Genomic DNA, 25,604 nt, shown 5'->3' with positions numbered 1-25,604 from the left:
GTTGATTCGCCAGACTGAAAAAGGGAAACAGAAATGACCGGGAACATGACTATCCTGACCGCCACCTTCGTGGTGTATATAGCGGTGATGCTGGCGATCGGCTTCATCGCCTATCGGCGGACCAGCAACCTGTCCGACTACATTCTTGGCGGTCGCAGTATCGGCCCCGGTACGGCAGCGTTGTCCGCAGGCGCCTCGGACATGAGCGGCTGGCTGCTGCTGGGTCTGCCCGGCTACGCGATGGTGGCCGGTTATGAGGCGAGTTGGATCGCCATCGGGCTGCTGGCGGGTACCTGGTTGAACTGGCTGCTGGTGGCCCGCCGCCTGCGGATCTACTCCCATGCGGCGGGTGATTCCGTGACGCTGCCAGCCTATTTCGAAAACCGTTTCGAGGACAAGACCCGGTTGCTGCGGATCATCTCGGCGATCTTCATCCTGCTGTTCTTCCTGTTCTACACCAGTTCGGGGTTGGTGGCAGCGGGCAAGCTGTTCGAGAGCTCCTTCGGCTTCAGTTACGAGGTCGCGGTGGTCATCGGCGTGCTGACGATCATTTCCTATACCTTTTTCGGTGGCTTCCTGGCAGTAGCCTGGACCGACGTGATCCAGGGACTGCTGATGGCAGCGGCGCTGGTGGCGGTCCCCGTGATGGCCCTGAGCAGCGTGGGCGGGCTGGGTGAAACCCTGGCGGTGGTGGAGGCGCAGAACCCGGCCTTGCTGGACCCCTTCACCGATGCCGAGGGCAGCCCCCTGGGCTTCATCGCGATCATCTCGCTGCTGGGCTGGGGCTTGGGCTATTTCGGCCAGCCGCATATTCTGGCGCGTTTCAAGGCGATCAAAAGCGAGGATGACCTGCCGACCGCACGGCGCATCGCAGTGCTCTGGTCGGGCCTGTGTCTGGTGGCGGCACTGGCCACCGGCTGGGTCGGGATCAGCTACTTCGGTAATGAAGGTCTGGCCGATGCCGAAACCGTCTTCCTGGCGTTGACCCAGGCGGTGATGCATCCCGTGGTGGCCGGCCTGCTGCTGGCGGCGGTGCTGGCGGCCATCATGTCGACTGCCGACTCCCAGCTGCTGGTGTCATCCTCGGCGTTGGCGGAAGACTTCTACAAGGCGCTGTTCCGCCGCGCAGCATCGCAGAACGAGTTGGTCTGGGTCGGGCGTTTTGCGGTGGTGCTGATTGCCGCCATTGCGCTGGCCCTGGCGTTCAATCCCGACAGCACCGTACTGGGCCTGGTGTCCTACGCCTGGGCCGGGTTCGGCGCCGCCTTCGGTCCGGCCATCCTGCTGTCGCTGTTCTGGCGGCGGATGAACGGCGCGGGCGCCCTGGCCGGCATCATCGTCGGTGGCTTGACGGTGGTGATATGGAAACAGATCGACAGCAGCGGCCTGTATGAAATCATCCCCGGTTTCATCCTGGCCACTGTCGCCATCGTTGTGGTTTCACTGGTGACGCCGGCACCGGCCCGGAGTGTGGGCGAGCTGTTCGATCAGGTCGGCGGACGCTCCTGACGGGCTAGCGCCCGCTAGCGAAGGCAGTCAGGCTTGACTGCCTTCGATGATAGCCAGCAGAAAGCTGTACTCTTCGGCCAGCTCCTTCATCGACTGGTAGCGCCCGCTGGCGCCGCCGTGCCCGGCACTCATCTGGGTGCGCAGCAGCAAGGGTCGATCATCGGTCTTGCAGTGCCGCAGCTTGGCGACCCACTTGGCCGCCTCCCAGTACTGCACCCGCATGTCGTGGTAGCCGGCCGTCACAAACAGCGCCGGGTAAGCCTGCTCGCGGACCTGCTCATAGGGCGCATAGGCGCGGATGCGCTCGGCCACCACCGGATCATTCGGGTCACCCCATTCCTCGTATTCGCCGATGGTCAAGGGCAACGCCGGGTTGTTCATGGTGTTCCAGACATCGACAAAGGGCACATCGGCCACTGCGGCGGCAAACAGCTCGGGGCGCTGGTTGATGACGTTGCCAATCAACAGTCCGCCGGCGCTGCCACCGGCGATCACCAGCTTGCTGCTGTCGGTGTAGCCAGCGGCAATCAGGTGCTCGGCGCAGGCGATGAAGTCGTTGAAGGTATTGGTCTTGTGCTCCAGCTTGCCTTGCTGGTACCAGGCTTCGCCCATATCGGCGCCGCCGCGTACGTGGGCAATGGCAAAGACCCAGCCGCGGTCCAGCAGCGACAGGCGGGCATGGGAGAACCAGGGGTCCATGCTGGCACCGTAGGCGCCGTAGCCATACAGGTAGAGTGGGGCCGGGGCAGCAAGGCTTGCCGCGCGGCCAACCAGGCTGATCGGCACCCGGGTGCCGTCCGGCGCGGTGGCCCATTCCCGGCGCACGCTGTAGTCCTCTGCCTTGAAATGGCCCTCCACCGGTGTTTCCTTGAGAACGCTCTGCGCGCCGCTGGGCAGGTGCAGGGCACGTACCTGCGCGGGGCGGTTCAGCGATTCATAGCGTAGCCGTATATGCTCGCTGGCATATTCCTCACCGCCCTGGACATGCAGGCTATAGACCGCATCCGGCATGCTGACCTGATAATGGGCACCGTTGGCAGGGCGCACTTCAAGGTGGGTCAGGCCGCCGTCGCGGTAATGCAGCAGCAAGCCATGTTGCTGGACGCTGAAGTCCTCCAGGGTCCGCTGCGGGTCCACCTCTACCAGCAGCTCCCAGTTACGCCGCAGCGGGTGCTGTGGGTCGGTGCGGTAGAGGGCAAAATTCTCGCCACGGTCATTGCTGCGGATCAGCAGACCCTGGGGGCCATGATCCACGTGATATTCATGGCCGGCCACCCGGCGGCTGAGCAGTTGCCAGTCCCCGGCCGGCTGATCGGCGGAGACCACCCGCACCTCGCTGGTGTTCTTGCTGTCACTGGCGAGGATCAGCCACTGCTCGGAACTGCTGCGATAGGCGTGCAGGTAGAACCGCTGGTCGGCTTCATGGTAGACCCGTACCGCCGGCGTACCGAGCTGCAGGCGCCAGAGGGTCGATGGGCGGGAGGCCTCGTCCATGCTGATGGCGAACAGGGTAACGCTATCATTGGCCCAGACCAGGCTGCCATCGGCGTCATCCAGGGGCAGTTCGCTGATGTTGCCGCTGTCCAGGTGCTTGAGATACAGGCAGTAGGTCTCATCACCCTGGCGGTCAAGGCTGTAGGCAAGCCAGTGGTGATCCGGGCTGATGGCAAAATCCCCCAGCTGGAGAAAATCATTGCCGGCCAGCTCGTTCAGGTCCAGCAGCAGTTCTTCCCGGTTGGGATCGGTCTGCAGACTGCCGTCTGCGGGCCGTGGGCAACGGAAGTAGCGGGGGTACTCGGCACCCGCTTCGGTGCGTTGGTAATACAGCCAGGGCCCCCACACGGCGGGCAGGGACAGGTCGGTTTCGCGAATACGCCCGCGGATTTCCTCGAACAGCTGGTTCCGTTGATCGTTATGGGTGCTCAGCCACTGCTCGGTATGGCTGTTCTCCGCATGCAGATGAGTGATCACTTCGTCGAGGTCGCGCTGTTCCAGCCAGGCATAGGGATCAGGCGTCGCATCACGGCGAGTTGATAACGGCATGGTTGTAGGACTCCAGGGGCAAAAAAGCTATTATAGTCGCTCGTTTATCGACAATCGGTCAGTCAGCATGTTCAACGAGTCGGAATACCAGACAGTGTGGATGATTTATCTCGCCGCTGCAGCCTGCGGTTGGCTGGTCTGGACGCAGATGACCCGGTGGATAGGGTGGTGGTTCGTGCGCGAGCCGCTGTGGCTGCTGATGGCGGTGATTCTGTTCACGCCCTCGCAGGTCGATCCGCTGGAACCGGGATTGGCGCCTGCGGCCATCGGCTGGCTGCTGGATGTGCTGTTGGGCAGCGGCGAGCATGCGCCGAAGCTGCTGGGTGATCTCGCGCTGGGGCTATTGGTGGCGACGCTGGCCTATATCGGCTTGGTCTGCCTGCGGGTGGTCTGGCGCCATTGGCGGAGCGGCCGCAGCCACCCCGCCCGCTAGGCTCAGTCTTCGCTGTTCTGCTCGTACATGATGCGTGCCAGGCGCATGATCTGCTCCTGGAATTCGGTGCGCTGGCTGTCGGTCATCGGGCAGATGCCGATCTGTTCGAACAGCCGGTAGCCCCGCACGGAGAAGAACAGCACGGCCGCCTGGGCCAGCCCCAGGGGTGACTTGGCCAGGATGTCGAATAGCCCCTGAATGTCATCCGAGGTGGTTTGCAGCAGCGCCGGGTTGCTGGCAGCGGCGGCAAAGATCGCCGAGTCGAGGTTCTTCTCCTCGGTGGACTCGCTCATGTTACTCAGCAGCAGGGCTTTCAATTCCCGCATGGGTTCGTCGGGCAATACGCTTTCATAGGCGCCCCAGCGCACGCGGAAGCGCTCCAGCCGGTGCTCGATCATGGCCGCCAGCAGTGCTTCGCGATCGGGAAACAGCGTGCTGAGGGTGGACTCGTCAACACCGGTGCGCTCGCTCAGGGTGGCGAATGTCAGCTGGGAAGCACCCAGCTCACTGACAATGGCCTCCGCAGCGCGGAACAGGCTCAAGTGAAGAGAGTCGGTCGGTTTGTGATTGGTGCTGTCCACTGCGAGAACCCCTTTTTCTGGACGTCTGGAAGGAGGTTGCGAGCAGGATGGTCCACTGCTGCCCTCGAATGGGCATAGGGTACGATGTCGGGGCGGTGCAGGCGAGCTATTTTTGCCCGGTGGCAGGGCGATGCGGGGGGGCGGCAGGCAATAAAAAACCCGGCCGAGGCCGGGTTTTTCTATTCAGATTCGGGATTAGCCGATGATCTGAATGTTCGCAGCTTGCTTGCCCTTAGGACCAGTAGTGATGTCGAAAGACACCTTCTGGTTCTCGGCCAAGGATTTGAAGCCCTGAACTTTGATCTCGGAGAAGTGGGCGAACAGATCGTCACCACCGCCGTCCGGAGTAATGAAGCCGAAGCCTTTAGTGTCGTTGAACCACTTAACTGTACCAGTTGCCATTTCGGATAATTCCTATCAAATTGAAATACTTGAGCAAAGCTCAATTAAAGCGTGGGAATCAAAGATTGCGAGAATGACAAACTTACGTACTAAAAGTGCGCTTGCAGCCTACTACTCTATCTCTTGAAAACCTACGCGCTCACTTTGCACGGGAAACTGAACCAAGTCAAGATAATTGCTTGGAAGAGTTCGCCGATACAAACGAACGAAATTCAGTATACGTCAGTTTGCGGAAATAGCACGCCTTTCGTCGGATAATTTTCATGTGGCCTCGCAACCCCCGTCAGCCCTGTCCTGCAGGCGATGGTAGGGGTACACATCGATCACCTTGCCCGCCAATATCTGCTGCTGCAGGCCCTTCCAGAAGTCGGCATCGAACAGCTCACCATGCAGCTGGCTGAACAGCCGACGCTGCCGTATGTCGGCAAACAGGAAGACCGGAAACTCTTCGGGGAACACGTCATGGGGGCCAACCGAGTACCAGGGTTCCGAAGACAGTTCCTGCTCGGGGTACAGCGGCTCGGGTATATGCCTGAAGTTGACCTCGGTCAGGTAGCTGATCTCGTCATAGTCATAGAACACCACGCGGCCGTGGCGGGTCACGCCGAAATTCTTCAGCAGCATGTCGCCGGGAAAGATATTGGCCGCTGCCAGCTCCTTGATGGCCTGGCCGTAATCGATCAGCGCTTCGCGGATCTGGGCTTCGCTGGCGTGCTCCAGGTAGATGTTCAGCGGGGTCATGCGCCGCTCGGTCCAGCACTGGCGGATCAGTATGGTCTCGCCCTGGTCGATCACCGTCGATGGAGCGACCTCCAGCAGCTCCTGCAGGCATTCCGGCTCGAAGCTGGTGCGGGCAAAGCGGAAGTCGGCAAAGTCCTGGGTATCGGCCATGCGCCCGACCCGGTCGTGCCGCTTCACCAACCGGTATTTCTCGATGACAGTGGCCCGGCTGATGTTCTTGGACGGGGCGAACCTGTCCTTGATGATCTTGAACACCGTATTGAAACCGGGGAGGGTGAATACCGTCATGACCATGCCGCGTACCCCGGGGGCCATGATGAATCTGTCCTCGGGGTTGCGCGCCATGTAATCGATCAGCGCACGGTAGAACTCCGATTTGCCCTGCTTGTAGAAACCCAGGGCGGTGTAGAGCTCGGCGACCTGCTTGCCGGGCAGCAGGCGCTGGAGAAAGCCGATCATCTCCACCGGCACCGCGACGTCCACCATGAAATAGGAACGGGTGAAGGAGAAGATGATCGAGACCTCGGACTCGTCGGTGATCACCGTATCGACGCTCACGCCCTCGGGTTCACGGTGCACCAGGGGCAGCACGAAGGGCCAATGTTCCCCCTGGCTCAACACCCGACCGACCAGGTAGGCGCCCTTGTTGCGGTAGAACACCGGCTGGATCAGCTCCACGGTCAGGCCATGATCCAGCTGCGCCCAGTCCGGCAGGCCCTGCCGCAGGCAGCGGACGATCAGCTGGCAATCCCGGTCGAAATCCGCCCAGGGCACATCGAAGGTGTACTGGTCGAGGATCTGCCGGGCGAGGCTGGTCAGGCACCCGCCGGAGATGAAGCCGCGGGTCAGGGGCACCCGGGAAGGTTTGCGCACCGGTGGGCGGGTAGTGTGGACGAACATGGTGCGATCACTGATCTGGTCATGCCGGTGCATCTTGAAGAACACCGAGTTGAACCAGGTTTCCGCCAGGTCATCGTCGAAGCGGTCTTCGATCAGTGCTATGTAGGCCTGCTTGATGGCCGGCCAGCGATCCGCATCGAGGATGTCGCGGCATGCCGGGTCGGCGGAGAGCCGATCCCGCGTCTCGAACACACGCTCATCGTAGAGGTTGATCCGCGCGGTGGACGTTTCCTGTATTTCCGTCCATTGGGCGTTCTCGAACCGGGCGCGGGCGCCCAGGGTCAGCTCCTGGAAGGTCGCTCGATAATCATCGAAGGCATCCAGCAGGCGTTGGGCAATATGCGCGGCGGTATCGGACATGGGGAACCCTGTATGACAAATCCTTGAGGGGCCCAGAATAGCCAGTCAGTAGAGTCGGCGGAAGAGCTGGGATGGATTTGGTACCGGCGGATGCGCCGGTACCGGTGCCGCGCGATCAGGGCATGAGTTCCTGATCGGTGAACAGGTCGGCAAACAACATGGTCGACAGGTAGCGCTCACCGGAGTCCGGCAGCACCACCACTATGGTGCGATTCTGCATCTGCGGTTCCTCGGCAATGCGTACCGCGGCCGCCATCGCCGCGCCGGAGGAGATGCCGCAGAGAATACCTTCCTCGCGCATGATCCGCAGCGCCATGTCCCGTGCCTCGTCATCCGTGGTGAGCTCCACCCGGTCAACCAGGCTCAGGTCCAGGTTGCCCGGAATGAAGCCGGCACCGATGCCCTGGATCTTGTGGGGGGAGGGCTTGATCTCTTCCCCGGCCATGGCCTGGGTAATAACCGGCGAGCTGACCGGCTCCACCGCCACCACGGTAATGGCCTTGCCGCAGGTCTGCTTGATGTGCCGGGCAACCCCGGTCAAGGTTCCGCCCGTGCCCACACCCGATACCAGCACGTCGATGCCACCTTCGGTGTCGCGCCAGATTTCCGGCCCGGTGGTCTTCTCGTGAATTGCCGGGTTGGCGGGGTTCTCGAACTGTTGTAGCAGGATATGCGTATCCGGCGCAGCCTGGGTGATTTCGGTGGCCTTTTCGATCGCGCCTTTCATGCCCTTGGCGGGTTCGGTCAGCACCAGCTCGGCGCCCAGCGCCTTGAGCACCTTGCGTCGTTCCAGGCTCATGGACGCCGGCATGGTCAGGATCAGTCGATAGCCCCGGGCCGCCGCGACGAAGGCAAGGCCGATGCCGGTGTTCCCGGAGGTAGGCTCGACAATGGTCATGCCTTCCTTTAATAGCCCGCGGGACTCGGCGTCCCAGATCATGTTGGCACCGATCCGGCACTTGACCGAATGGGAAGGGTTACGCCCCTCGACCTTGGCCAGGATAGTCACGCCATGGGGGGCGAGGCGGTTGATCCGTACCAGCGGCGTGTTGCCGATGGATTGGGAGTAGTCTGCAAAAACATGGCTCATGGGATCTCTCCTTGTTATGGGGGCGGGCCGGACCAGCCTATGCCGGGCATTAGCGGGCGTCAATCGGTGGAACTACCGATGATCACGCAAGTCAACTCTCGTATGAACAAAACCCTGCGTATCTCCCTTGTAACAGCAGCGGTGCTTGCCCTGCTGCTGATCATACTGCACCTGATACTGCCCTGGCTGGTGCGGGAATATCTCAATGACAAGCTCGCCGACATGGGCGATTACCGCGGTCATATAGAAGATGTCGACATGACCTGGTGGAATGGTGCCTACCGGATCAAGGAGCTGGTCATTACCAAGGCCGATGGGGCGCAGCAGGTGCCCTTTGTCGACTTGCCGATCATGGACATCAAGGTGCGCATGCGGGCGCTGTGGAAGGAGGGCGTGCTGATCGGGGTCGTTGATCTGCACGAGCCGGAACTGAACTTCGTGGATGGCGAGTCCGAGGCCGAGAAGCAGACCGGTGAGGGTGTCGACTGGCGCGCTCAGCTGGAAGACATGGTCCCGGTGCGGCTGAACGAGGTAAACGTGCATAACGGCACCTTGCACTTCCGCAATTTCTCCAGTGACCCCCAGGTCAATATCAGTGCCAGCGCCATCCAGATGACGGTGCGCAACCTCACCAACGCCCCTGACGCCCAGGGCCAGCGCAGCGCAAGCATGGAAGGAACCGCCAGCTTCCTCGGGCACGCGCCGCTCGAAGCCTCTGCACACTTCGACCCATTGGGGCGGGTGGACGACCTGGATCTGCGGTTACGCATGTTGAATCTCGACCTGACGCGCATCAACGACTTCGCCAGCGCCTATGGCAAGTTCGACTTCCGCGCCGGCGAAGGCGACCTGACCATGGAGATCGACGTCGAGGATCGCCAGCTCACCGGCTACATCAAACCTCTGCTGCGCAACGTGGACGTCTTCGACATGGAGCAGGATCTGCGTGATGAAGACAAGGGCTTTTTCCGCGGCCTCTGGGAGGCGGTGGTGCACGGCGGGCAGGAGGTGTTGCAGAACCAGCGCAAGGACCAGTTCGCCACCCGTATCGAACTGGATGGCAGTCTGGACAATGCCGAGGTCAGCGCGTTCCAGGCCATTATCCAGATCCTGCGCAACGCCTTTGTCGAAGCCTTCACGCCGCGCTTTGAACAGGCGCTGGGTGAAGAAGAGGAGTAACTGCCATTCACTGAGTGAATCCTGCCTGTGCGTTTACACCTCTTCGGGGCACAGGCTATAGTCCGGGGCTGAGAAAATAACGTGAATGCCCACTGGCCGGGCTTATCCGAAGGAATTCCCCATGAAGTTCGAAGGTACCCAATCATACGTCGCCACCGACGACCTGAAACTCGCCGTTAACGCCGCCATCACCCTCGAGCGCCCCCTGCTAATCAAGGGCGAGCCGGGCACCGGCAAGACCATGCTCGCCGAGGAGCTGGCCGAATCCCTGGGTGCCAAGCTGATCACCTGGCACATCAAATCCACCACCAAGGCGCATCAGGGCCTGTACGAATATGATGCGGTCAGTCGCCTGCGCGACTCCCAGCTGGGTGTGGACAAGGTGCACGACGTGCGCAACTACATCAAGAAGGGCAAGTTGTGGGAAGCCTTCGAATCCGAAGAGCGCGCCATCCTGCTGATCGACGAGATCGACAAGGCCGACATCGAGTTTCCCAACGACCTGCTGCAGGAACTCGACAAGATGGAGTTCTTCGTTTACGAGACCAACGAGACCATCAAGGCGAAGCAGCGCCCGATCATCATCATTACCTCGAACAACGAGAAGGAACTGCCCGACGCCTTCCTGCGCCGCTGCTTCTTCCACTACATTGCCTTCCCTGACAGGGAAACCATGCAGCGCATCGTTGACGTGCACTACCCGAACATCAAGAAGGAACTGCTCAGCGAGGCGATGGATATCTTCTTCGACGTGCGCAAGGTGCCCGGCCTGAAGAAGAAGCCCTCTACCTCCGAGCTGGTCGACTGGCTGAAACTGCTCATGGCCGACGACATCCCCGAGGCGGTATTGCGTGACCGTGACCCGACCAAGGCCATCCCGCCGCTGTACGGCGCGCTGGTGAAGAACGAGCAGGACGTGCAACTGCTTGAGCGGCTGGCCTTCATGACGCGGCGACAGAACCGCTGAGTGCTTTCACCCTCTCCCCAGCCCTCTCCCGTCAAGGGAGAGGGGGTTGTTCCGAGTATCACTGAGGGGCGATAGATGCTACTCAATCTATTCAATGAGATGCGTGCAGCCAAGGTGCCGGTATCGGTGCGTGAGCTGCTGGATCTCATCAATGCGTTGAAGAACCATGTGGTGTTCGCCGACATGGATGAATTCTACTACCTGGCGCGCACGATAATGGTCAAGGACGAGCGCCATTTCGACAAGTTCGACCGGGCCTTCAGCGCCTATTTCAACGGCTTGCAGGATCTCAATGAGCTGCTCGAAGCCCTGATCCCCGAAGACTGGCTGCGTAAGGAGTTCGAGCGCCTGCTCACCGATGAGGAGCGCGAGCAGATCAAGTCACTGGGCGGCCTGGACAAGCTGATCGAGGAGTTCAAGAAGCGTCTCGAGGAGCAGAAGGAGCGCCACGCCGGCGGCAACAAGTGGATCGGCACCGGCGGCACCAGCCCCTTTGGCTCCGGCGGCTACAACCCCATGGGTATCCGTGTCGGTGATGCGGGCAAGCGCCAGGGCAGGGCGGCCAAGGTCTGGGAGCAGCGCGAGTACAAGAACCTCGACGATCAGGTCGAACTGGGCACGCGCAATATCAAAGTGGCGCTGCGCCGCCTGCGCAAATTCGCCCGCACCGGTGCGGCGGAAGAGCTGGATATCGACGGCACCATCGACCACACTGCCCGTGACGGTGGTCTGCTGAACATCCAGATGCGCCCGGAACGGCGCAACGCGGTGAAACTCTTGTTGCTGTTCGATATCGGCGGCTCCATGGATTCACACATCAAGGTCTGTGAGGAGCTGTTCTCAGCCTGTCGTACCGAGTTCAAGCACCTGGAATACTACTACTTCCACAACTGCCTCTATGAGTCGGTATGGAAAGACAACATGCGGCGCACCCAGGAGCGCATCCCGACCATGGATGTGCTGCATAAATACGGCTCCGATTACAAGGTGGTAATCGTCGGCGATGCGGCGATGGCACCCTACGAGATCACCCAGCCGGGCGGCAGCGTCGAGCACTGGAACGAAGAAGCCGGCCACGTCTGGCTCACCCGCCTGCGGGAGAAGTTCCCCAAGACCATCTGGATCAACCCCTACCCGAAAGATGCCTGGGGGTACACCACCTCCACCCGCATCATTCAGGATCTGATGGAAGACCAGATGTATCCGCTGACGCTGGAAGGGCTGGAGCAGGGGATGCGTTACCTGGCCAAGTGATCTGGTTTGGCTTGTGAGTCGTGCTTATAGATGATGGGCGGTCGCATTGTTGTGAGCTAAGTGCAACGCTGCGCTGGTGACTGCCCTGTCCGGACGCGCTCAAGCCATCCATGGGCGCTCATTGGTGGCCTTCCCTGGCCACCAAACGGTCCGGACAGGGCAGTCACCAGCACTGCGGGTAAAGTGCAGCGTTGCCTGAATGAACACCTGGTTTTTCTTCAGCAGCGCGGAGTATCCTGCCGCGTTTGCCGGTCGGGTCAGGCAGACCGTCGGTTGCCAGGGATGGCAACCGCGAGCTACATGGACGTACTTGCTGCGTGTCTGCCTGGCCCGACCGGCAAATGCGGCCACGCCCGCCCTGGCAACAACACCATTCCCGCGCAACCTTTTAACGAGACTCACGTATGAATCTGAAACCAGGCCGCTATCGCCACTATAAAGGCAAGGACTACCAGGTGATCGGAGTTGCTCGGCATTCCGAGACCGAAGAGCCGTTGGTGGTCTACCGTACCTTATATGGCGAATTCGACCTCTGGGTCCGACCGCTGGGCATGTTCATCGAAAAGGTGGTCGTGGATGGCAAAACATATCCACGCTTTACCTTTATCAGCGAAGACGTGTAGGCTCTGGCCCTCCAGACAGCCTGCGCCCTTGCCAGGCATCGTTGGCGCCTCGCCCGTTCGGGCCGGCCTTTTGATTTGATTGAGGAATACTGTTACCCATGGGAAAAGCACTGGTCATTGTGGAGTCACCGGCCAAGGCCAAGACGATCAACAAGTATCTTGGCAACGACTTCGTGGTGAAGTCGAGTATCGGGCATATCCGCGACCTTCCTACCAGCGGCAGCAGCAAAACCGAGAGCAAACCCAAGGCTACGCGCAGCAAGGCAGCATCGGACCTGGACAAGGAAACCAAGGCCCGGATGCAGCTGGTCAACCGTATGGGCGTCGACCCGGAGAACGGGTGGAAGGCGCATTACGAGATCCTGCCGGGCAAGGAAAAGGTCATCGACGAACTGCGTCGACTGGCCAAGGATGCTGATACCATCTACCTCGCAACGGACTTGGACCGCGAAGGGGAAGCCATCGCCTGGCACCTGCGCGAATCCATCGGCGGCGATGAGAGCCGCTACCGCCGGGTAGTGTTCAACGAGATTACCAAGAAAGCCATCCAGGAAGCCTTCTCCGAACCGGGCGAGCTGGACATGAACCGGGTCAATGCTCAGCAGGCGCGACGCTTCCTCGACCGCGTGGTCGGCTACATGGTGTCGCCGCTGCTGTGGCAGAAGATTGCCCGCGGCCTGTCAGCCGGCCGGGTGCAATCGGTGGCGGTCAAGCTGATCGTCGACCGTGAGCGGGAAATCCGCGCCTTCGTGCCCGAGGAGTTCTGGGAAGTTCACGCCAACCTGAATACCCCCAAGAGCGAATCCGTCCGCTTCGAAGTGGTCAAGGAAAATGGCGAGACCTTCCGCCCGCTGAACAAGGCGCAGACCGACCAGGCACTGGCACAGCTGCAGGGGGCCGCCTACAAGGTGGTCAAGCGCGATGCGCGCCCCACCAGCACCAAGCCCGGCGCACCCTTCATTACCTCCACGTTGCAGCAGGCCGCCAGTACGCGCCTGGGCTTCAGCGTGAAGAAGACCATGATGATGGCCCAGCGGCTGTACGAAGCGGGTTATATCACCTATATGCGGACCGACTCGACCAACCTGTCGGCCGACGCGATTAGCATGGCGCGGGGCTATATAGAGAAGAGCTTCGGTACCCAGTACCTGCCCGAGACACCGAATGTCTATGGCAGCAAGGCCAACGCCCAGGAAGCGCACGAGGCCATCCGGCCCTCCGATGTGAAGCTCAAGTCCACCGAGCTCAAGGGCATGGAGCGTGACGCCGAGCGCCTGTACGAGCTGATCTGGCGCCAGTTCGTGGCCTGCCAGATGCCGCCGGCCAAGTACCTGTCCACCACTATCACCGTGCAGGCAGGGGATTTCGAGCTGCGTGCCCGTGGCCGCATCCTGCAATTTGACGGCTTCACCAAGGTGTTGCCGCCGCTGGGCAAGGGCGGCGAGGACGAAGTGCTGCCCGACATGCAGGTGGACAACCAGCTCGAGCTGATCAAGCTCGATCCCAAGCAGCACTTCACCAAGCCGCCGGCGCGTTTTTCCGAAGCGAGCCTGGTCAAGGAGCTGGAGAAGCGCGGGATCGGTCGGCCGTCGACCTATGCCTCGATCATCTCCACCATCCAGGAGCGCGGCTACGTTACCCTGAACAACCGCCGGTTCTATGCCGAGAAGATGGGCGACATTGTCATCGAGCGGCTCAACGAGAGCTTCCCCAACCTGATGGATTACGGCTTCACCGCGCGCATGGAGGAATCCCTCGATGACGTGGCCCAGGGCGAGGTGGTATGGAAGCGGGTGCTGGACGATTTCTACTCCGATTTCAGTCTCAAGCTCAAGGCCGCCAGCTCTGCCGATGATGGCAAGGGGATGCGCGCCAATATGCCGACCCCGACCGACATCCCCTGCGTCGAGTGCGGCCGGCCGATGATGATTCGTACCGCCTCCACCGGCGTGTTTCTCGGTTGCTCGGGCTATGCCCTGCCGCCGAAGGAGCGCTGCAAGGCGACCGTCAACCTGGTACCCGGCAACGAAGTGGCTGCCGACGACGAGGAGGGCGAATCCCGTATCCTGCGCGCCAAGCGCCGGTGCCCGATCTGCGCCACAGCCATGGACAGCTACCTGGTCGATGAGCATCGCAAATTGCATGTGTGCGGCAACAATCCGGACTGCAGCGGCTTCGAGGTGGAAGAGGGGCAGTTCAAGATCAAGGGCTATGACGGCCCGGTGATTGAGTGCGATAAGTGCGGCAGTGAAATGCAGCTCAAGACCGGCCGTTTCGGCAAGTACTTCGGCTGTACCAACAGTGCCTGCAAGAACACCCGCAAGCTGCTGAAGAGCGGCGAGGCGGCGCCGCCGAAAATGGATCCGGTGTTGATGCCGGAGCTGCGCTGCGAGAAAGTCGACGACGTCTACGTACTGCGTGATGGCGCATCGGGACTGTTCCTGGCCGCCAGCCAGTTTCCGAAGAATCGGGAAACAAGGGCGCCCCTGGTGAAGGAGCTGCTGCCCCATCGGGAGGCAATCGATCCCAAGTATCACTTCCTGCTCGAGGCGCCAGTCGCGGACCCCGATGGCAACCCGACGGTGGTTCGCTACAGCCGCAAGAGCAAGGAGCAGTACGTACAGAGCGAGGTTGAAGGCAAGCCCAGCGGCTGGCGCGCGTTTCACGACGGCAAGAACTGGGTGATCGACGACGGGCGCAAGCCCAAGCGCTGAGCGGAGGCGTTATGGCGAACGAAATCTATACCCGTACCAATCAGGCGTTGTCGTTCGCCCGTCTGGCGCTGGCGTCCTGGGAGTCGGTCGAAGGTTCAGCCGATCTGGGTGCGGCCACCCAGGTGCGCTATCACCGTGAACATGTGCTGTTCCATGGCTACCGCGCCGTGCTGGCGCTGATCCATGAGGTGGCCGAGCGTTATCGCTGGCCGCTGCTGGATGCCCGGAGTGTGGAAGAGATCGTCCACGGTGGATTGGCCGAGCGTTTTCCGGGCCCGGAACTGGGTGAGCTGACCCAGCTGGCGCAGGATGAGGGCAGTTGGCTGGCTGGTCTGTTGCGGGCCTGGGAACAGTTGTTCGCCCCGGCGGTGGCGCCTGGACGCCCGGTTACCGGCGAGTTGATTGCCAGCACGGCCGTCCCGGCGGGGGAGTGGGGGCTGGATGAGGCAGGCGCGGCGCTCGCCGCGTTGGCCGCGCTGGTCGATCGCTATCGCCAGGATATGCAGGAATGGTGAGCTGTGGTCCGGTCAGTGTGGCTGTGTTACCCTGCGCGGCTTGACTGACAGGAGACGTACCATGCCTTCCCCCTTTCTCGAAATTGTAGAGCTTGCCGATGGCACCGTCGCGTTGCGCCGCCCGGATGAAGAGGGCCGGCCGCTACTGGTCATCGAGTTTTCCGAAGAGGCGAGGGATTTTTTGCAGGGCAACTACGTGGAAGTAGCCAAGGCGATGATCAACACCGGCATGCAGATGGCCGGCCAGATCATGGAAGAAGATCCCGACCTCGAGCTCGATGAGCACCGCGTCCTGCACTAACCCCCCCCATGGCTGCAGCCGGCCGGGCTCCCCCGTCAGGCCAGGCCCGCGCTACCCAAGCGTACGTTGAGACTGGCGCAGTATCCCGCGCGTGCCGCGGCTTCCAGCCGGCGGTGAGTGCTGGCCCGGGGCGGCAGCCAGCTGACTACCGTATGGCTGTAACCCAGTCGCAGAATCTCGCAACAGAGCTCCAGCGTATCCATGCCATGCTTGGGACGAATGATGAGTATGCGCTGTGGGTCCAGGCCGGACGTCCGCAGCCATTTATGGCTGACCGGCAGCGGTGGATCGATGAGGGTCAGCCAGCCGGGGCGACTGGCCTGACTCAAGTCTCGTAGCACCGGGGCCAGCCACTGCAGGCACTGGCGCGGCGCGCCGTTCAGGCAGATCTCGCTGAATCCGGTATCCTCCGGCTCGCTGGCCGGCAGTACCGCACTGGTCAGGCCCCGGGCCTTCAGGCGGGACGACATCATCACCTGGTGGAACAGGTCTGACTGGGCGACTGAATCTTTGTTTCGCGCATACTGCATAGTGGCGTACTCCCTCAGTGGCGTATCACACCGACGCTCAAACCTTCGATAATCAGCTCCTGCTCGCGCAGGTCGACCTCTATGGGGGCAAACTCCGGGTTCTCGGCAATCAGGGACACCTTGCGGCCCTGCTTGTGGAAGCGCTTGACGGTCACTTCATCGTCCAGCCGTGCCACCACAACCTGACCATTCCTTGCTTCGCTGGTGCGATGTACCGCCAGCAGGTCGCCATCGAGAATGCCGATGTCCTTCATGCTCATGCCCCGCACCCGCAACAGATAGTCGGCGCGGGGGCTGAAGAAATCGGGGCTGATACGACAATGATCCTCGATATTCTCCACCGCCAGGATGGGCGCCCCGGCAGCGACCTGGCCGATGACGGGCAGGGCGTCGTCACGGCTCAGCGGTTCACTGTCGGCAGGCAGCCGGATGCCCCGGGAGGCGCCGGGAATCATCTCGATGGCACCCTTGCGGGCCAGCGCCTTGAGATGCTCCTCCGCTGCGTTCGGGGAGCGGAAGCCCAACTGGCGGGCGATTTCCACCCGGGTGGGCGGATAGCCATTGGCGCCCATGTACTCTTTCAGGAAGGCCAGAACCTCCTGTTGCCGCGCCGTCAGTTTGATCATGTCGATTACCTGTCTTTTTATACAGTCATTGGGATTATATACAGTTGTTCTGCGAGGGCAAGGAGTTTGACCTGTTTGCGGTATCGGCGGGGTATGGTAAAAGGTCCTGATTGACAGCAGGTTCGTTTGAAACGTATGTTTCAAACAAATGTATTCGGAGAGATGGTCGTGGCACAGTCTGAAACAGTCGAGCGCATTCTGGATGCCGCGGAGCAGTTGTTCGCCGAAAAGGGGTTTGCAGAGACTTCGCTGCGGTTGATCACCAGCAAGGCTGGCGTCAACCTGGCTGCGGTCAACTACCATTTCGGTTCGAAGAAATCCCTGATCCAGGCAGTGTTCACCCGGTTCCTGGATCCCTTCGTGCATAGCCTGGAGCAGGAGCTCGATCGCAACGAGCAGGCCGGCAACCCCGATCTGAGCCTGGAGGCTCTGCTGGAGATGCTGGTGCGCCTGGTGTTGGCGGTCAAGCCGCGCAGTGGCCACGACCTGTCCACCTTCATGCGACTGCTGGGGCTGGCCTTCAGTCAGAGCCAGGGGCACCTGCGTAAGTACCTGGGGGAGGTGTACGGCAAGGTGTTCCGCCGTTACATGGGGCTGGTGCTGCGCAGCGCCCCGGAGTTGCCGCCGGAGATGCTGTTCTGGCGCGTGCATTTCATGCTGGGCAGCGCCGCGTTCACCCTGTCGAGCATGAAGGCGCTCAAGGCCATCGCCGAGGCGGAATATGGCGAGCGGGCCGGTACTGAAGAAGTGCTTCGGCAGATGGTGCCGTTCCTCGCGGCCGGCATGCGTGCCGGACCCTTATCCGAATAGTCGCATCGTCACGCTTTGGCTGGGTTGACTGTCCGCACCCAGAGTAGCTGCAGCGCCCGGGCGGGGCTTACTTCCGGCGATGTGATCCGCTATCGTGTGCTCCTTGAACCGCGGGAGTGACCATGCAGCTGGACCTGATCCACATATCCATCGAACAGCAGCTGCTGACCGGTTTTGCGGCCGGCCAGCAGCGCTGTCGTTTCTCGATATCCACGGCAAAGAACGGTGCCGGTGAGCGCAATGGCAGCGGCTGTACCCCCCGCGGGCGCCACCGGGTGCGCGCGCGCATCGGTGCCGGGCAGCCCTTGGGCGCTGTGTTCATCGGCCGCCGCCCGACCGGGGAAGTCTGGTCGCCGGCGCTTGCCGCAGACCATCCCCAACGTGACTGGATCCTGACCCGGATCCTCTGGCTCTGCGGTGAGGAGCCCGGCTTCAACCGTGGCGGAGAATGCGACTCTCAGCGGCGCTACATCTACCTGCATGGCACCGGCGACGATCAGCCCATGGGCGTGCCCCTGTCCCATGGCTGCATCCGGCTGCGCAACACCGATATGCTGGCCCTGTTCGACATGACGCCGGCCGGTTGCCTGGTCGTCATCGACTGATCTCTGATAACCCCTGACTCCAAGGAGCATTGCATTGAAACACGGCGCACTGATGCTGGACCTGGCCGGCACCTGGCTGACCCCTGAAGACCGTCACTTGCTGCGGCAGCCGGAGGTAGGCGGGATGATCCTGTTTGCCCGCAACACCGAGTCCCCGGCGCAGGTGCGCGAGCTGGTGCGCAGCATTCGAGCGGTGCGTGCAGACATGCTGATTGCCATCGACCAGGAAGGCGGGCGGGTGCAGCGGCTGCGGCGTGAGGTATTGCGCCTGCCGGCCCTCGGCCGTATCGCGGCCAGCCAGGATGCCGAGCCGGCACTGCTGGCAGAAGCGGCGGCCTGGTTGATGGCAACCGAGATGCTTGCCTGCGGCATCGATATCAGTTTTGCGCCGGTGCTGGATCTCGATTACGGCCGCAGCCAGGTGATCGGCGATCGCTCCCTGGGCGCGGACCCGCAACAGGTCAGCCAGCTTGGGCAGGCTTATATCAAGGGGCTGCACGAGGCCGGCATGGCCGCTACCGGCAAGCATTTTCCCGGGCACGGCTGGGCGGAAGCGGACTCGCATTTCGACTTGCCGGTGGATGAGCGCAGCGAGGCGGCAATCCGTGAGTCCGACCTGCAGCCCTTCGCCGCGCTGGCAACGCTGCTGGACGGCATCATGCCGGCCCACGTGGTCTATCCCGCGGTGGACGCATTGCCGGCGGGGTTTTCCCGCCGCTGGCTGCAGGACATCCTGCGGGCCGAGCTGGGTTTTCGCGGGGTGATCTTCAGTGACGACCTGACCATGGCCGGCGCCCATGCAGTAGGGGGCATGGCGCAGCGGGTGGATGCTGCCCTGGCGTCAGGCTGCGACATGCTGTTGGTCTGCAACGACCGGGCGGCCGCCGAGCAGGCGCTGGTGCACGCGCAGCGTAGCGGCATGCAGCCCTCGAGTCGGCCCCAGGAGCTGCTTGCCCGGCAGGTCGTCGGCAGCGACTACAAGGCCCAGCCGCACTGGCGGCAGGCCGTTGCCCTGCTGCGGGACGCGGGCCTGCTCTGAGCGGCACGGCCTAGTGCTTGCCTTTGGCCTTGGCGTTGCCCTTGGCAGCTGCCGGGGCCGCCGGCACCTGCTGTAGGCGGTCAATCAGCGCTTCCACCGTATTCAAGCGCAGGGTGGCGTTGGCCATGGGGGCGCTGAAGCGGAAGACACTGCCGCCGTCCAGGCGATACCGCTGCGGATTGTCCTGAATCAGCCGGATCAGGGTCAGCGGATCGACGCTGGTATCGGCGGTGAACTCGACCCGCCCGTGCTCGGCGCCCACATCGATCTTGCTGATGCCCAGCGGCGCGCAGCGCAACTTGAGCGCGGTGACCCGGAACAGGGTCTTGACCTGTTCGGGCAGCAGGCCGAAGCGGTCGATCATCTCCACCTGCAGATCCTTCAGGTCGTCATCGTTATTGGCGTTGGCGATGCGCTTGTACAGGGTCAGGCGGGCATGCACGTCCGGCAGGTAATCGTCGGGGATCAGTGCGGGCAAGCGCAGGTTGATATCCGGGCCGCCGCTGAGCGGGTTCTCCAGTTCCGGCTCCTTGCCCTGCTGGATTGCCTTGATCGCCCGTTCCAGCATGTCCATGTAGAGAGTGAAGCCCACCGCCTGTATCTGGCCGCTCTGGCCTTCACCCAGCAACTCACCGGCGCCGCGGATTTCCAGGTCATGGGTCGCCAGGGTAAAGCCTGCTCCCAGGTCCTGCGCGGCGGCGATGGCCTCCAGGCGTTTCTCGGCGTCGCCGGTAAGCTTGCGTCCCGCGGGTGTCAGCAGATAGGCGTAGGCCTGGTGGTGGCTACGCCCGACCCGACCGCGTAATTGATGCAACTGGGCCAGACCGAACTTGTCGGCGCGCTCGATGATGATGGTGTTGGCACTGGGCACGTCGATGCCGGTCTCGATGATGGTCGAGGTCACCAGGATATTGAAGCGTCGGTGATAGAAGTCGCGCATCACCTGTTCCAGCGCCCGCTCGGGCATCTGGCCGTGACTGATGCCGATACGCGCCTCCGGCACCAGCTCGGCCAGGTCGGCGGCGCACTTCTCGATGGTCTCCACCTCGTTATGCAGGAAGTAGACCTGCCCCCCGCGCAGCAATTCGCGCAGGATGGCTTCCTTGATGACGGCCGGCTGCTGCTGCATGACGAAGGTCTTGACCGACAGCCGGCGGGCCGGCGGCGTGGCGATGATCGACAGGTCGCGCATGCCGGTCATGGCCATGTTCAGGGTGCGCGGTATTGGCGTGGCGGTGAGGTTGAGAATGTCCACCTCGCTGCGCAGGGCCTTGAGGCGTTCCTTCTGCCGCACGCCGAAACGGTGCTCCTCGTCGATGATCACCAGCCCCAGGTCCTTGAACTGCACATCGCCCTGGAGCAGCTTGTGGGTGCCGATCATGATGTCGATCTTGCCCTCGGCCAGGTCCTGCACTGCGGCCTTGACCTCCTTGGCGGACTTGAAGCGGGAGATGACTTCCACCTGTACCGGCCAATCGGCGAAACGGTCCTTGAAGCTGTTGTAATGCTGCTGGGCGAGCAGGGTAGTGGGCACCAGCACAGCTACCTGCTTGCCGCTATGCACCGCCAGGAACGCGGCGCGCATCGCCACTTCGGTCTTGCCGAAGCCGACATCGCCGCAGACCAGGCGATCCATCGGTTGCGGGCTGGTCATGTCGTGCATGACCGCGTCGATCGCCGCCTGCTGGTCGGCGGTCTCCTCGAAGGGGAAGGCGTCAGCGAACGTTTGGTAATCCTGTTCCGGCTGGCTGAAGCTGAAGCCCTTGCGCGCGGCGCGGCGGGAATAGACATCCAGCAGTTCGGCCGCCACGTCGCGGACCTTTTCCGCGGCCTTGCGCCGGGCCTTCTGCCATTGCTCGGAGCCGAGGCGATGCAGCGGCGCAGTATCGTCATCGGCGCCGGTGTAGCGGGCGATCAGGTGCAGGTTGGCGACCGGCACGTAAAGCGTCGCCTCGTCCGCGTATTCGAGCTTCAGGAATTCGGCCTCCTGACCTTCGACGCTGAGGTTGACCAGGCCGCGGTAGCGGCCCACGCCATGGTCGATATGCACCACTGGCGCGCCTTCGCGCAGTTCGGTGAGGTTGCGGATGAGGGTATCGCCCAGGTCCGTGGCCTTGCCACGGCGGCGGCGCTGCATCACCCGCTGGCCGAACAGCTGGCTCTCGGCGATCAGCGCAACCGCGGGCTGGTTGCTCAACAACCCCTGGTCGACCGGGGCGATCATGATGGCGCAGCCGACATCGCTGGTGGCGAACTGCGGCCAGCTGTCTACCTGGGTGGGCTTGATGTTGATCCGGCCCAGCAGGTCCAGCAGCGCCTCGCGGCGCCCGGCAGTCTCGGTGACGAACAGTGAGCGGCCGTTGAAGTCATGGAGAAAGCGCTGCAGCTCGCGCAGCGGGTTTTCCTGCTTGCTGTCCAGGGGCAGTTCCGGCGGCACGCTGCAGTCGAAATTGGTGACGCCGGCCGCCGCGGGCAGCGGCTCGTCATGGCAGGTAATGCGCGGGTAGTTCTTGATCAGCGCGAAGCACTCTTCCATCGGCAGGGATAGCTCGGCGGGGGGCAGCAGCGGCCGGGTGGGGTCGATCGCCTGCTCCTCGTAACGTACCCGCACATCGGTCCAGAATTGCGTGGCGCTGTCTTCGATACCGGGCAGGCTGAACAGTAATGTATTGGCCGGTAGATAGTCGAACAGGGTGCCCAACTCTTCGAAGAACAAGGGCAGATAGTATTCGATGCCCGGCGGAACCACGCCGCCACTCAGGTCCTGGTAGATCGGACAGCGACGGTGGTCGATCTCGAAGCGCTCGCGAAAGCGCGCCCGGAAGCCGGTCAGAGCGCTCTTGTCGAGGGGGAATTCCCGGGCCGGCAGCAGGTGGATCTGCTCGACCTTGTCGATGGAGCGCTGGCTTTCCGGATCGAAGGTGCGCAGGGTCTCGATTTCATCGTCGAACAGGTCAATCCGGTAGGGCAGGCGACTGCCCATCGGGAACAGGTCGAGCAAGGCGCCGCGCACCGCATAGTCGCCGTGTTCATAGACCGTATCGACACAGCGGTAACCGGCGGCGTCCAGGTCCTGGCGCATGCGCTCGATGTCCAGCCGCTGGCCGACTTCCAGCATGAGGACCGATCCGCCGAGAAAGGGGCGCGGCGGTAGGCGGTGGAGCAGGGTGATCATCGGCACCACGAGGATGCCGCGGGTCATCTGCGGCAACCGGTAGAGGGTTTCCAGGCGTTGGGAAATGATGTCCTGGTGCGGCGAGAAACGATCGTAGGGCAGGGTTTCCCAGTCGGGGAAACTGGCCACCGGCAGGTTGGGCGCAAAGAACCGCAGCTCCTGCTCCAGGCGATCCGCCATGGCGGTATCCCGGGTGATGACCAGGCTCAGGCCTGGGTGGCGGGCGGCGCCCTCGGCGATGGCCAATGCCCGCGCCGCGGCGGGCAGGTTGCCCCAGGCCAGGCGGTTGCCGAGGTTACTGGAAAGCGGGGCAGTGAACAGTAATGAGGTGTCAGGCATGCTGGTGGGCTTGTCTTGTTTCGCAAAAGCCACAGTTTAACCTTCCGGGCGCATCTGTGCCTGGTTGCGGCTGGTATTTGTCCCCTTGTCGAACCTACAGCACAGGAATATCATCCGCATTGAGTGACGCCGGGCCCCTCTGGCGGTGGTTGGTCCCACCGTGATGTCGGAGTCATAGTTTGTTCAAGCTTTGACAGGAGGGCCCCTATGGAGCCTCTGATGGCGTTTCTGACCGACCCCTTTCTTGGCACTGCAACCTGGCAGTGGCTGCTGTTCCTGGCCATCGTTCTGGGTATCCTTGCGTTCGATCTCGGTGTGCTGCATCGGGAAGAGCATGAAATCGAGGTGCGGGAAAGCTTTCTGTTATATGGCGGCTATTTCACAGTCGGCTTGCTGTTCGGTCTCTGGGTCTGGTTCCAGATGGGCGCCGCCAGTGCGCTGGAGTTCTACACCGGCTTTTTGATCGAGCAGTCGTTGTCCATGGACAACGTGTTCGTCATGGCGATGATCCTTGGTTTCTTCGGCATTCCCCGCATTTATCAGCACCGGGTGCTGTTCTGGGGCATCCTCGGAGTGATCGTGCTGCGGGCGATCATGATCGGGCTAGGGGCGGCGCTGGTGCAGGAATTCGAGTGGATCCTCTACCTGTTCGGGGTGTTCCTGCTGTTCTCGGGCATCAAGATGTTCCTCAGCAAGGACGAGGAGGAGCACCCGGACCTGTCACAGAACCGCCTGGTCAATTTTATCCGCCGGCATTTCCGGGTGACCGATGACCTGCATGGTTCGAAGTTTTTCGTGCGCCTGCCAGGCCAGACCGGCAAGGCCGTACTCTATGCCACGCCGCTGTTCCTGGCGCTGGTGCTGATCGAGCTGGCAGACCTGGTGTTCGCCGTGGACAGCGTCCCGGCGATCTTCGCCATCACCCAGGACCCTTTCATTGTCTATACCTCAAACATCTTCGCCATCCTCGGCCTGCGGTCGCTGTACTTCGCCCTGGCCGCGATGATGCACCGCTTCATCTATCTGAAATATGCGCTGGCTCTGGTGCTGATCTTCATCGGCTGTAAGATCCTGCTGCACGGCCTGGACATCAAGATCCACGCCGCCGTATCGCTGGGCGTGACCTTTGCGCTGCTGGCTGGTGGCGTGTTGCTGTCGCTGTACAAAACCCGCCGCGGCGCTGTCTGAGGCTCGAGCGACTGCTCCCTGGGCGGATCGGGAAGCAGTCGTTTGTGTTCGGTGATTGCCTCTCTCGTCCGCTCGCCGCATAATATTGGCCCTTTAAGCTCCCTGACCCTGGAAGGAAAAGCCGTGACTCAAGCCCAATACGAGCAATGTCTGGAAAACTGGACCGACCGTGAAGCGACTGCCGAAGCGATGATTCCGTTGATCGGGCGTTTGTACCGTGAACACAACGTGGTCACCTCGATCTACGGCCGCGGCCTGGTTAATCGCTCCGTCATCAGCCTGCTCAAGTCCCACCGCTTCGCCCGGCAGATCGATGATAACGAGCTCTCGGTACATGACACCTACCCGGTGATCAAGGCACTGCTGGACCTGGATCTGGGGCCGGCGTCCATCGACCTGGCGCGCCTGACCAACAAGTACGCCCAGGAAGGCAATGGCGATCTCGACGCCTTCCTGCGCAAGGAACTGGCCAGTGTCATCGGTCGCAAGGGCGAGCAGCGCCAGGGACGGGATGTGGTGCTCTACGGTTTTGGCCGTATCGGCCGCCTGCTGGCCCGCATCATGGTCGAGAAGGCCGGTGCCGGTGACGGCCTGCGTCTGCGCGCCATTGTCGTGCGCAAGGGTGCGCCGAACGACCTGTCCAAGCGTGCCAGCCTGTTGCGCCGCGATTCGGTACACGGCTCCTTCCAGGGCACTATCACCATCGATGAAGAGAACAACACCCTGACCGCCAACGGCAACCAGATCCAGGTGATCTATGCCAGCGATCCGGCGAGCATCGACTACACTGCCTATGGCATCAATGACGCCATCATCGTCGATAACACTGGTGTGTGGCGTGACGAAGCCGGTCTGTCCCAGCACCTGAAATGCCCTGGCGCGGCCCAGGTCGTGCTGACGGCGCCAGGCAAGGGTGATCTGAAGAACATCGTGCATGGTATCAATCACGCGACCATCACCCCGGAAGACAAGATCATTTCCGCGGCGTCCTGCACCACCAACGCCATTGTGCCGGTGCTCAAGGCTATCAACGACAAGTACGGCATCCTCAACGGTCACGTCGAAACAGTTCATTCGTACACTAACGACCAGAACCTGATCGACAACTTCCACAAGGGTAATCGCCGGGGTCGTAGCGCGGCATTGAACATGGTCATCACCGAGACCGGTGCGGCCAAGGCGGTCGCCAAGGCGCTGCCGGAGCTGTCGGGCAAGCTCAGCGGGAATGCGATCCGCGTCCCGACGCCGAACGTCTCCATGGCCATTCTCAACCTGAATCTGGAGAAGTCCACCGATCGCGACGAGGTGAACGACTACCTGCGTCACATGGCGCTGCACTCGGAGCTGCACAAGCAGATCGACTTCACCAATAGCCAGGAAGTGGTATCCAGCGATTTCGTTGGTTCCCGCCACGCTGGCGTGGTGGATGCCGAGGCAACCATCTGCAATGACAACCGGGTCATCCTGTACGTGTGGTATGACAACGAGTTCGGCTACAGCTGTCAGGTAGTGCGGATTCTGGAAGATGTGGCCGGGGTTAACCCGCCAGCCTTCCCGGCATAACATGCAGTAACGAAAAAGGGCGCTTCGGCGCCTTTTTTCATGCCAGCTGTCCGGCTGCCACGGGGCCTGCGCGCCGCTCTTCTCAGTCCCCGGCCGGCACCGGCCGGAGCCCCCGGT

22 protein-coding genes are annotated in these 25,604 nt (G+C 62.1%); 14 read left to right on the top strand and 8 right to left on the bottom strand.

Annotation, left to right across the window (positions count from 1 at the left end; genetic code table 11):
* The first annotated feature begins 45 nt into the window (after positions 1-45).
* A complete protein-coding gene (putP, locus tag VG99_RS10665) occupies positions 46-1,509 on the top strand; it encodes a sodium/proline symporter PutP (protein WP_158023914.1) in 1,464 nt (487 codons plus the stop codon).
* A gap of 27 nt (positions 1,510-1,536) precedes the next feature.
* On the opposite strand, the gene VG99_RS10660 is transcribed toward putP, so the two are convergent.
* Positions 1,537-3,552: a S9 family peptidase gene (locus VG99_RS10660; protein ID WP_044499844.1), complete on the bottom strand. Its 2,016-nt coding sequence runs from the start codon at positions 3,550-3,552 to the stop codon at positions 1,537-1,539.
* Positions 3,553-3,619: 67 nt separating this feature from the next.
* Here VG99_RS10660 and VG99_RS10655 point away from each other — a divergent pair, with 67 nt between their 5' ends.
* On the top strand, positions 3,620-3,985 hold the full coding sequence (locus VG99_RS10655; RefSeq protein ID WP_158023913.1) for an MFS transporter: 366 nt from the start codon (positions 3,620-3,622) through the stop codon (positions 3,983-3,985).
* 2 nt (positions 3,986-3,987) lie between these two features.
* Here VG99_RS10655 and VG99_RS10650 read toward each other — a convergent pair whose 3' ends face one another.
* From VG99_RS10650 to cysK, 4 genes are all read right to left on the bottom strand, one after another.
* A complete protein-coding gene (locus VG99_RS10650; RefSeq protein WP_044499842.1) occupies positions 3,988-4,566 on the bottom strand; it encodes a TetR/AcrR family transcriptional regulator in 579 nt (192 codons plus the stop codon).
* 195 nt (positions 4,567-4,761) lie between these two features.
* A complete protein-coding gene (locus VG99_RS10645; protein WP_036989629.1) occupies positions 4,762-4,968 on the bottom strand; it encodes a cold-shock protein in 207 nt (68 codons plus the stop codon).
* A gap of 261 nt (positions 4,969-5,229) precedes the next feature.
* Complete coding sequence (gene aceK / locus VG99_RS10640) at positions 5,230-6,969, bottom strand: bifunctional isocitrate dehydrogenase kinase/phosphatase (protein ID WP_044499841.1); 1,740 nt, start codon at positions 6,967-6,969, stop codon at positions 5,230-5,232.
* A 115-nt stretch (positions 6,970-7,084) separates the two neighbouring features.
* Positions 7,085-8,059 (bottom strand): cysteine synthase A, encoded by a 975-nt coding sequence (cysK, locus tag VG99_RS10635; protein WP_044499839.1) that lies wholly within the window; start codon positions 8,057-8,059, stop codon positions 7,085-7,087.
* A gap of 102 nt (positions 8,060-8,161) precedes the next feature.
* On the opposite strand from cysK, the gene VG99_RS10630 reads away from it, so the two are divergent.
* From VG99_RS10630 to VG99_RS10600, 7 genes are all read left to right on the top strand, one after another.
* Positions 8,162-9,238, top strand: a complete 1,077-nt coding sequence (locus tag VG99_RS10630) for a DUF748 domain-containing protein (protein WP_044501597.1) — start codon at positions 8,162-8,164, stop codon at positions 9,236-9,238.
* Between the two features lie 121 nt (positions 9,239-9,359).
* Positions 9,360-10,205 carry an AAA family ATPase gene (locus VG99_RS10625; protein WP_044499838.1) on the top strand — a complete coding sequence of 282 codons (846 nt, stop codon included), beginning with the start codon at positions 9,360-9,362 and terminating at the stop codon, positions 10,203-10,205.
* Positions 10,206-10,280: 75 nt separating this feature from the next.
* Entirely contained in the window at positions 10,281-11,459 is a 1,179-nt protein-coding gene (locus VG99_RS10620; protein ID WP_044499837.1) for a vWA domain-containing protein, read from the top strand.
* A 404-nt stretch (positions 11,460-11,863) separates the two neighbouring features.
* The gene (locus tag VG99_RS10615) at positions 11,864-12,082 is read left to right on the top strand and encodes a DUF1653 domain-containing protein (protein ID WP_044499835.1); all 219 of its coding nucleotides are present in this window, start codon (positions 11,864-11,866) and stop codon (positions 12,080-12,082) included.
* A 98-nt stretch (positions 12,083-12,180) separates the two neighbouring features.
* Positions 12,181-14,796: a type I DNA topoisomerase gene (topA, locus tag VG99_RS10610; protein ID WP_044499834.1), complete on the top strand. Its 2,616-nt coding sequence runs from the start codon at positions 12,181-12,183 to the stop codon at positions 14,794-14,796.
* An 11-nt stretch (positions 14,797-14,807) separates the two neighbouring features.
* On the top strand, positions 14,808-15,311 hold the full coding sequence (locus tag VG99_RS10605; RefSeq protein ID WP_044499833.1) for a DUF6586 family protein: 504 nt from the start codon (positions 14,808-14,810) through the stop codon (positions 15,309-15,311).
* A 61-nt stretch (positions 15,312-15,372) separates the two neighbouring features.
* On the top strand, positions 15,373-15,612 hold the full coding sequence (locus VG99_RS10600) for a hypothetical protein (RefSeq protein WP_044499831.1): 240 nt from the start codon (positions 15,373-15,375) through the stop codon (positions 15,610-15,612).
* Positions 15,613-15,647: 35 nt separating this feature from the next.
* On the opposite strand, the gene sulA is transcribed toward VG99_RS10600, so the two are convergent.
* The gene (gene sulA / locus VG99_RS10595; protein WP_052508778.1) at positions 15,648-16,142 is read right to left on the bottom strand and encodes an SOS-induced cell division inhibitor SulA; all 495 of its coding nucleotides are present in this window, start codon (positions 16,140-16,142) and stop codon (positions 15,648-15,650) included.
* A 14-nt stretch (positions 16,143-16,156) separates the two neighbouring features.
* Entirely contained in the window at positions 16,157-16,768 is a 612-nt protein-coding gene (gene lexA, locus VG99_RS10590; protein WP_044499830.1) for a transcriptional repressor LexA, read from the bottom strand.
* Positions 16,769-16,936: 168 nt separating this feature from the next.
* On the opposite strand from lexA, the gene VG99_RS10585 reads away from it, so the two are divergent.
* From VG99_RS10585 to nagZ, 3 genes are all read left to right on the top strand, one after another.
* Positions 16,937-17,578: a TetR/AcrR family transcriptional regulator gene (locus VG99_RS10585; protein WP_044501595.1), complete on the top strand. Its 642-nt coding sequence runs from the start codon at positions 16,937-16,939 to the stop codon at positions 17,576-17,578.
* 122 nt (positions 17,579-17,700) lie between these two features.
* The gene (locus VG99_RS10580; RefSeq protein ID WP_044499828.1) at positions 17,701-18,183 is read left to right on the top strand and encodes a L,D-transpeptidase; all 483 of its coding nucleotides are present in this window, start codon (positions 17,701-17,703) and stop codon (positions 18,181-18,183) included.
* A 52-nt stretch (positions 18,184-18,235) separates the two neighbouring features.
* Complete coding sequence (nagZ, locus tag VG99_RS10575) at positions 18,236-19,222, top strand: beta-N-acetylhexosaminidase (protein ID WP_044501594.1); 987 nt, start codon at positions 18,236-18,238, stop codon at positions 19,220-19,222.
* 10 nt (positions 19,223-19,232) lie between these two features.
* On the opposite strand, the gene mfd is transcribed toward nagZ, so the two are convergent.
* The gene (mfd, locus tag VG99_RS10570; RefSeq protein WP_044501593.1) at positions 19,233-22,736 is read right to left on the bottom strand and encodes a transcription-repair coupling factor; all 3,504 of its coding nucleotides are present in this window, start codon (positions 22,734-22,736) and stop codon (positions 19,233-19,235) included.
* Between the two features lie 207 nt (positions 22,737-22,943).
* Here mfd and VG99_RS10565 point away from each other — a divergent pair, with 207 nt between their 5' ends.
* A complete protein-coding gene (locus VG99_RS10565) occupies positions 22,944-23,924 on the top strand; it encodes a TerC family protein (RefSeq protein ID WP_044499827.1) in 981 nt (326 codons plus the stop codon).
* 123 nt (positions 23,925-24,047) lie between these two features.
* Positions 24,048-25,487, top strand: a complete 1,440-nt coding sequence (locus tag VG99_RS10560) for a glyceraldehyde-3-phosphate dehydrogenase (RefSeq protein WP_044499826.1) — start codon at positions 24,048-24,050, stop codon at positions 25,485-25,487.
* Positions 25,488-25,604 lie beyond the last annotated feature (117 nt).

The organism is Pseudomonas saudimassiliensis, from assembly GCF_000939975.1.
Classification (GTDB): Bacteria; Pseudomonadota; Gammaproteobacteria; order Pseudomonadales; family Pseudomonadaceae; genus Halopseudomonas; species Halopseudomonas saudimassiliensis.
This window is presented reverse-complemented; position numbering and strand designations above follow the sequence as displayed.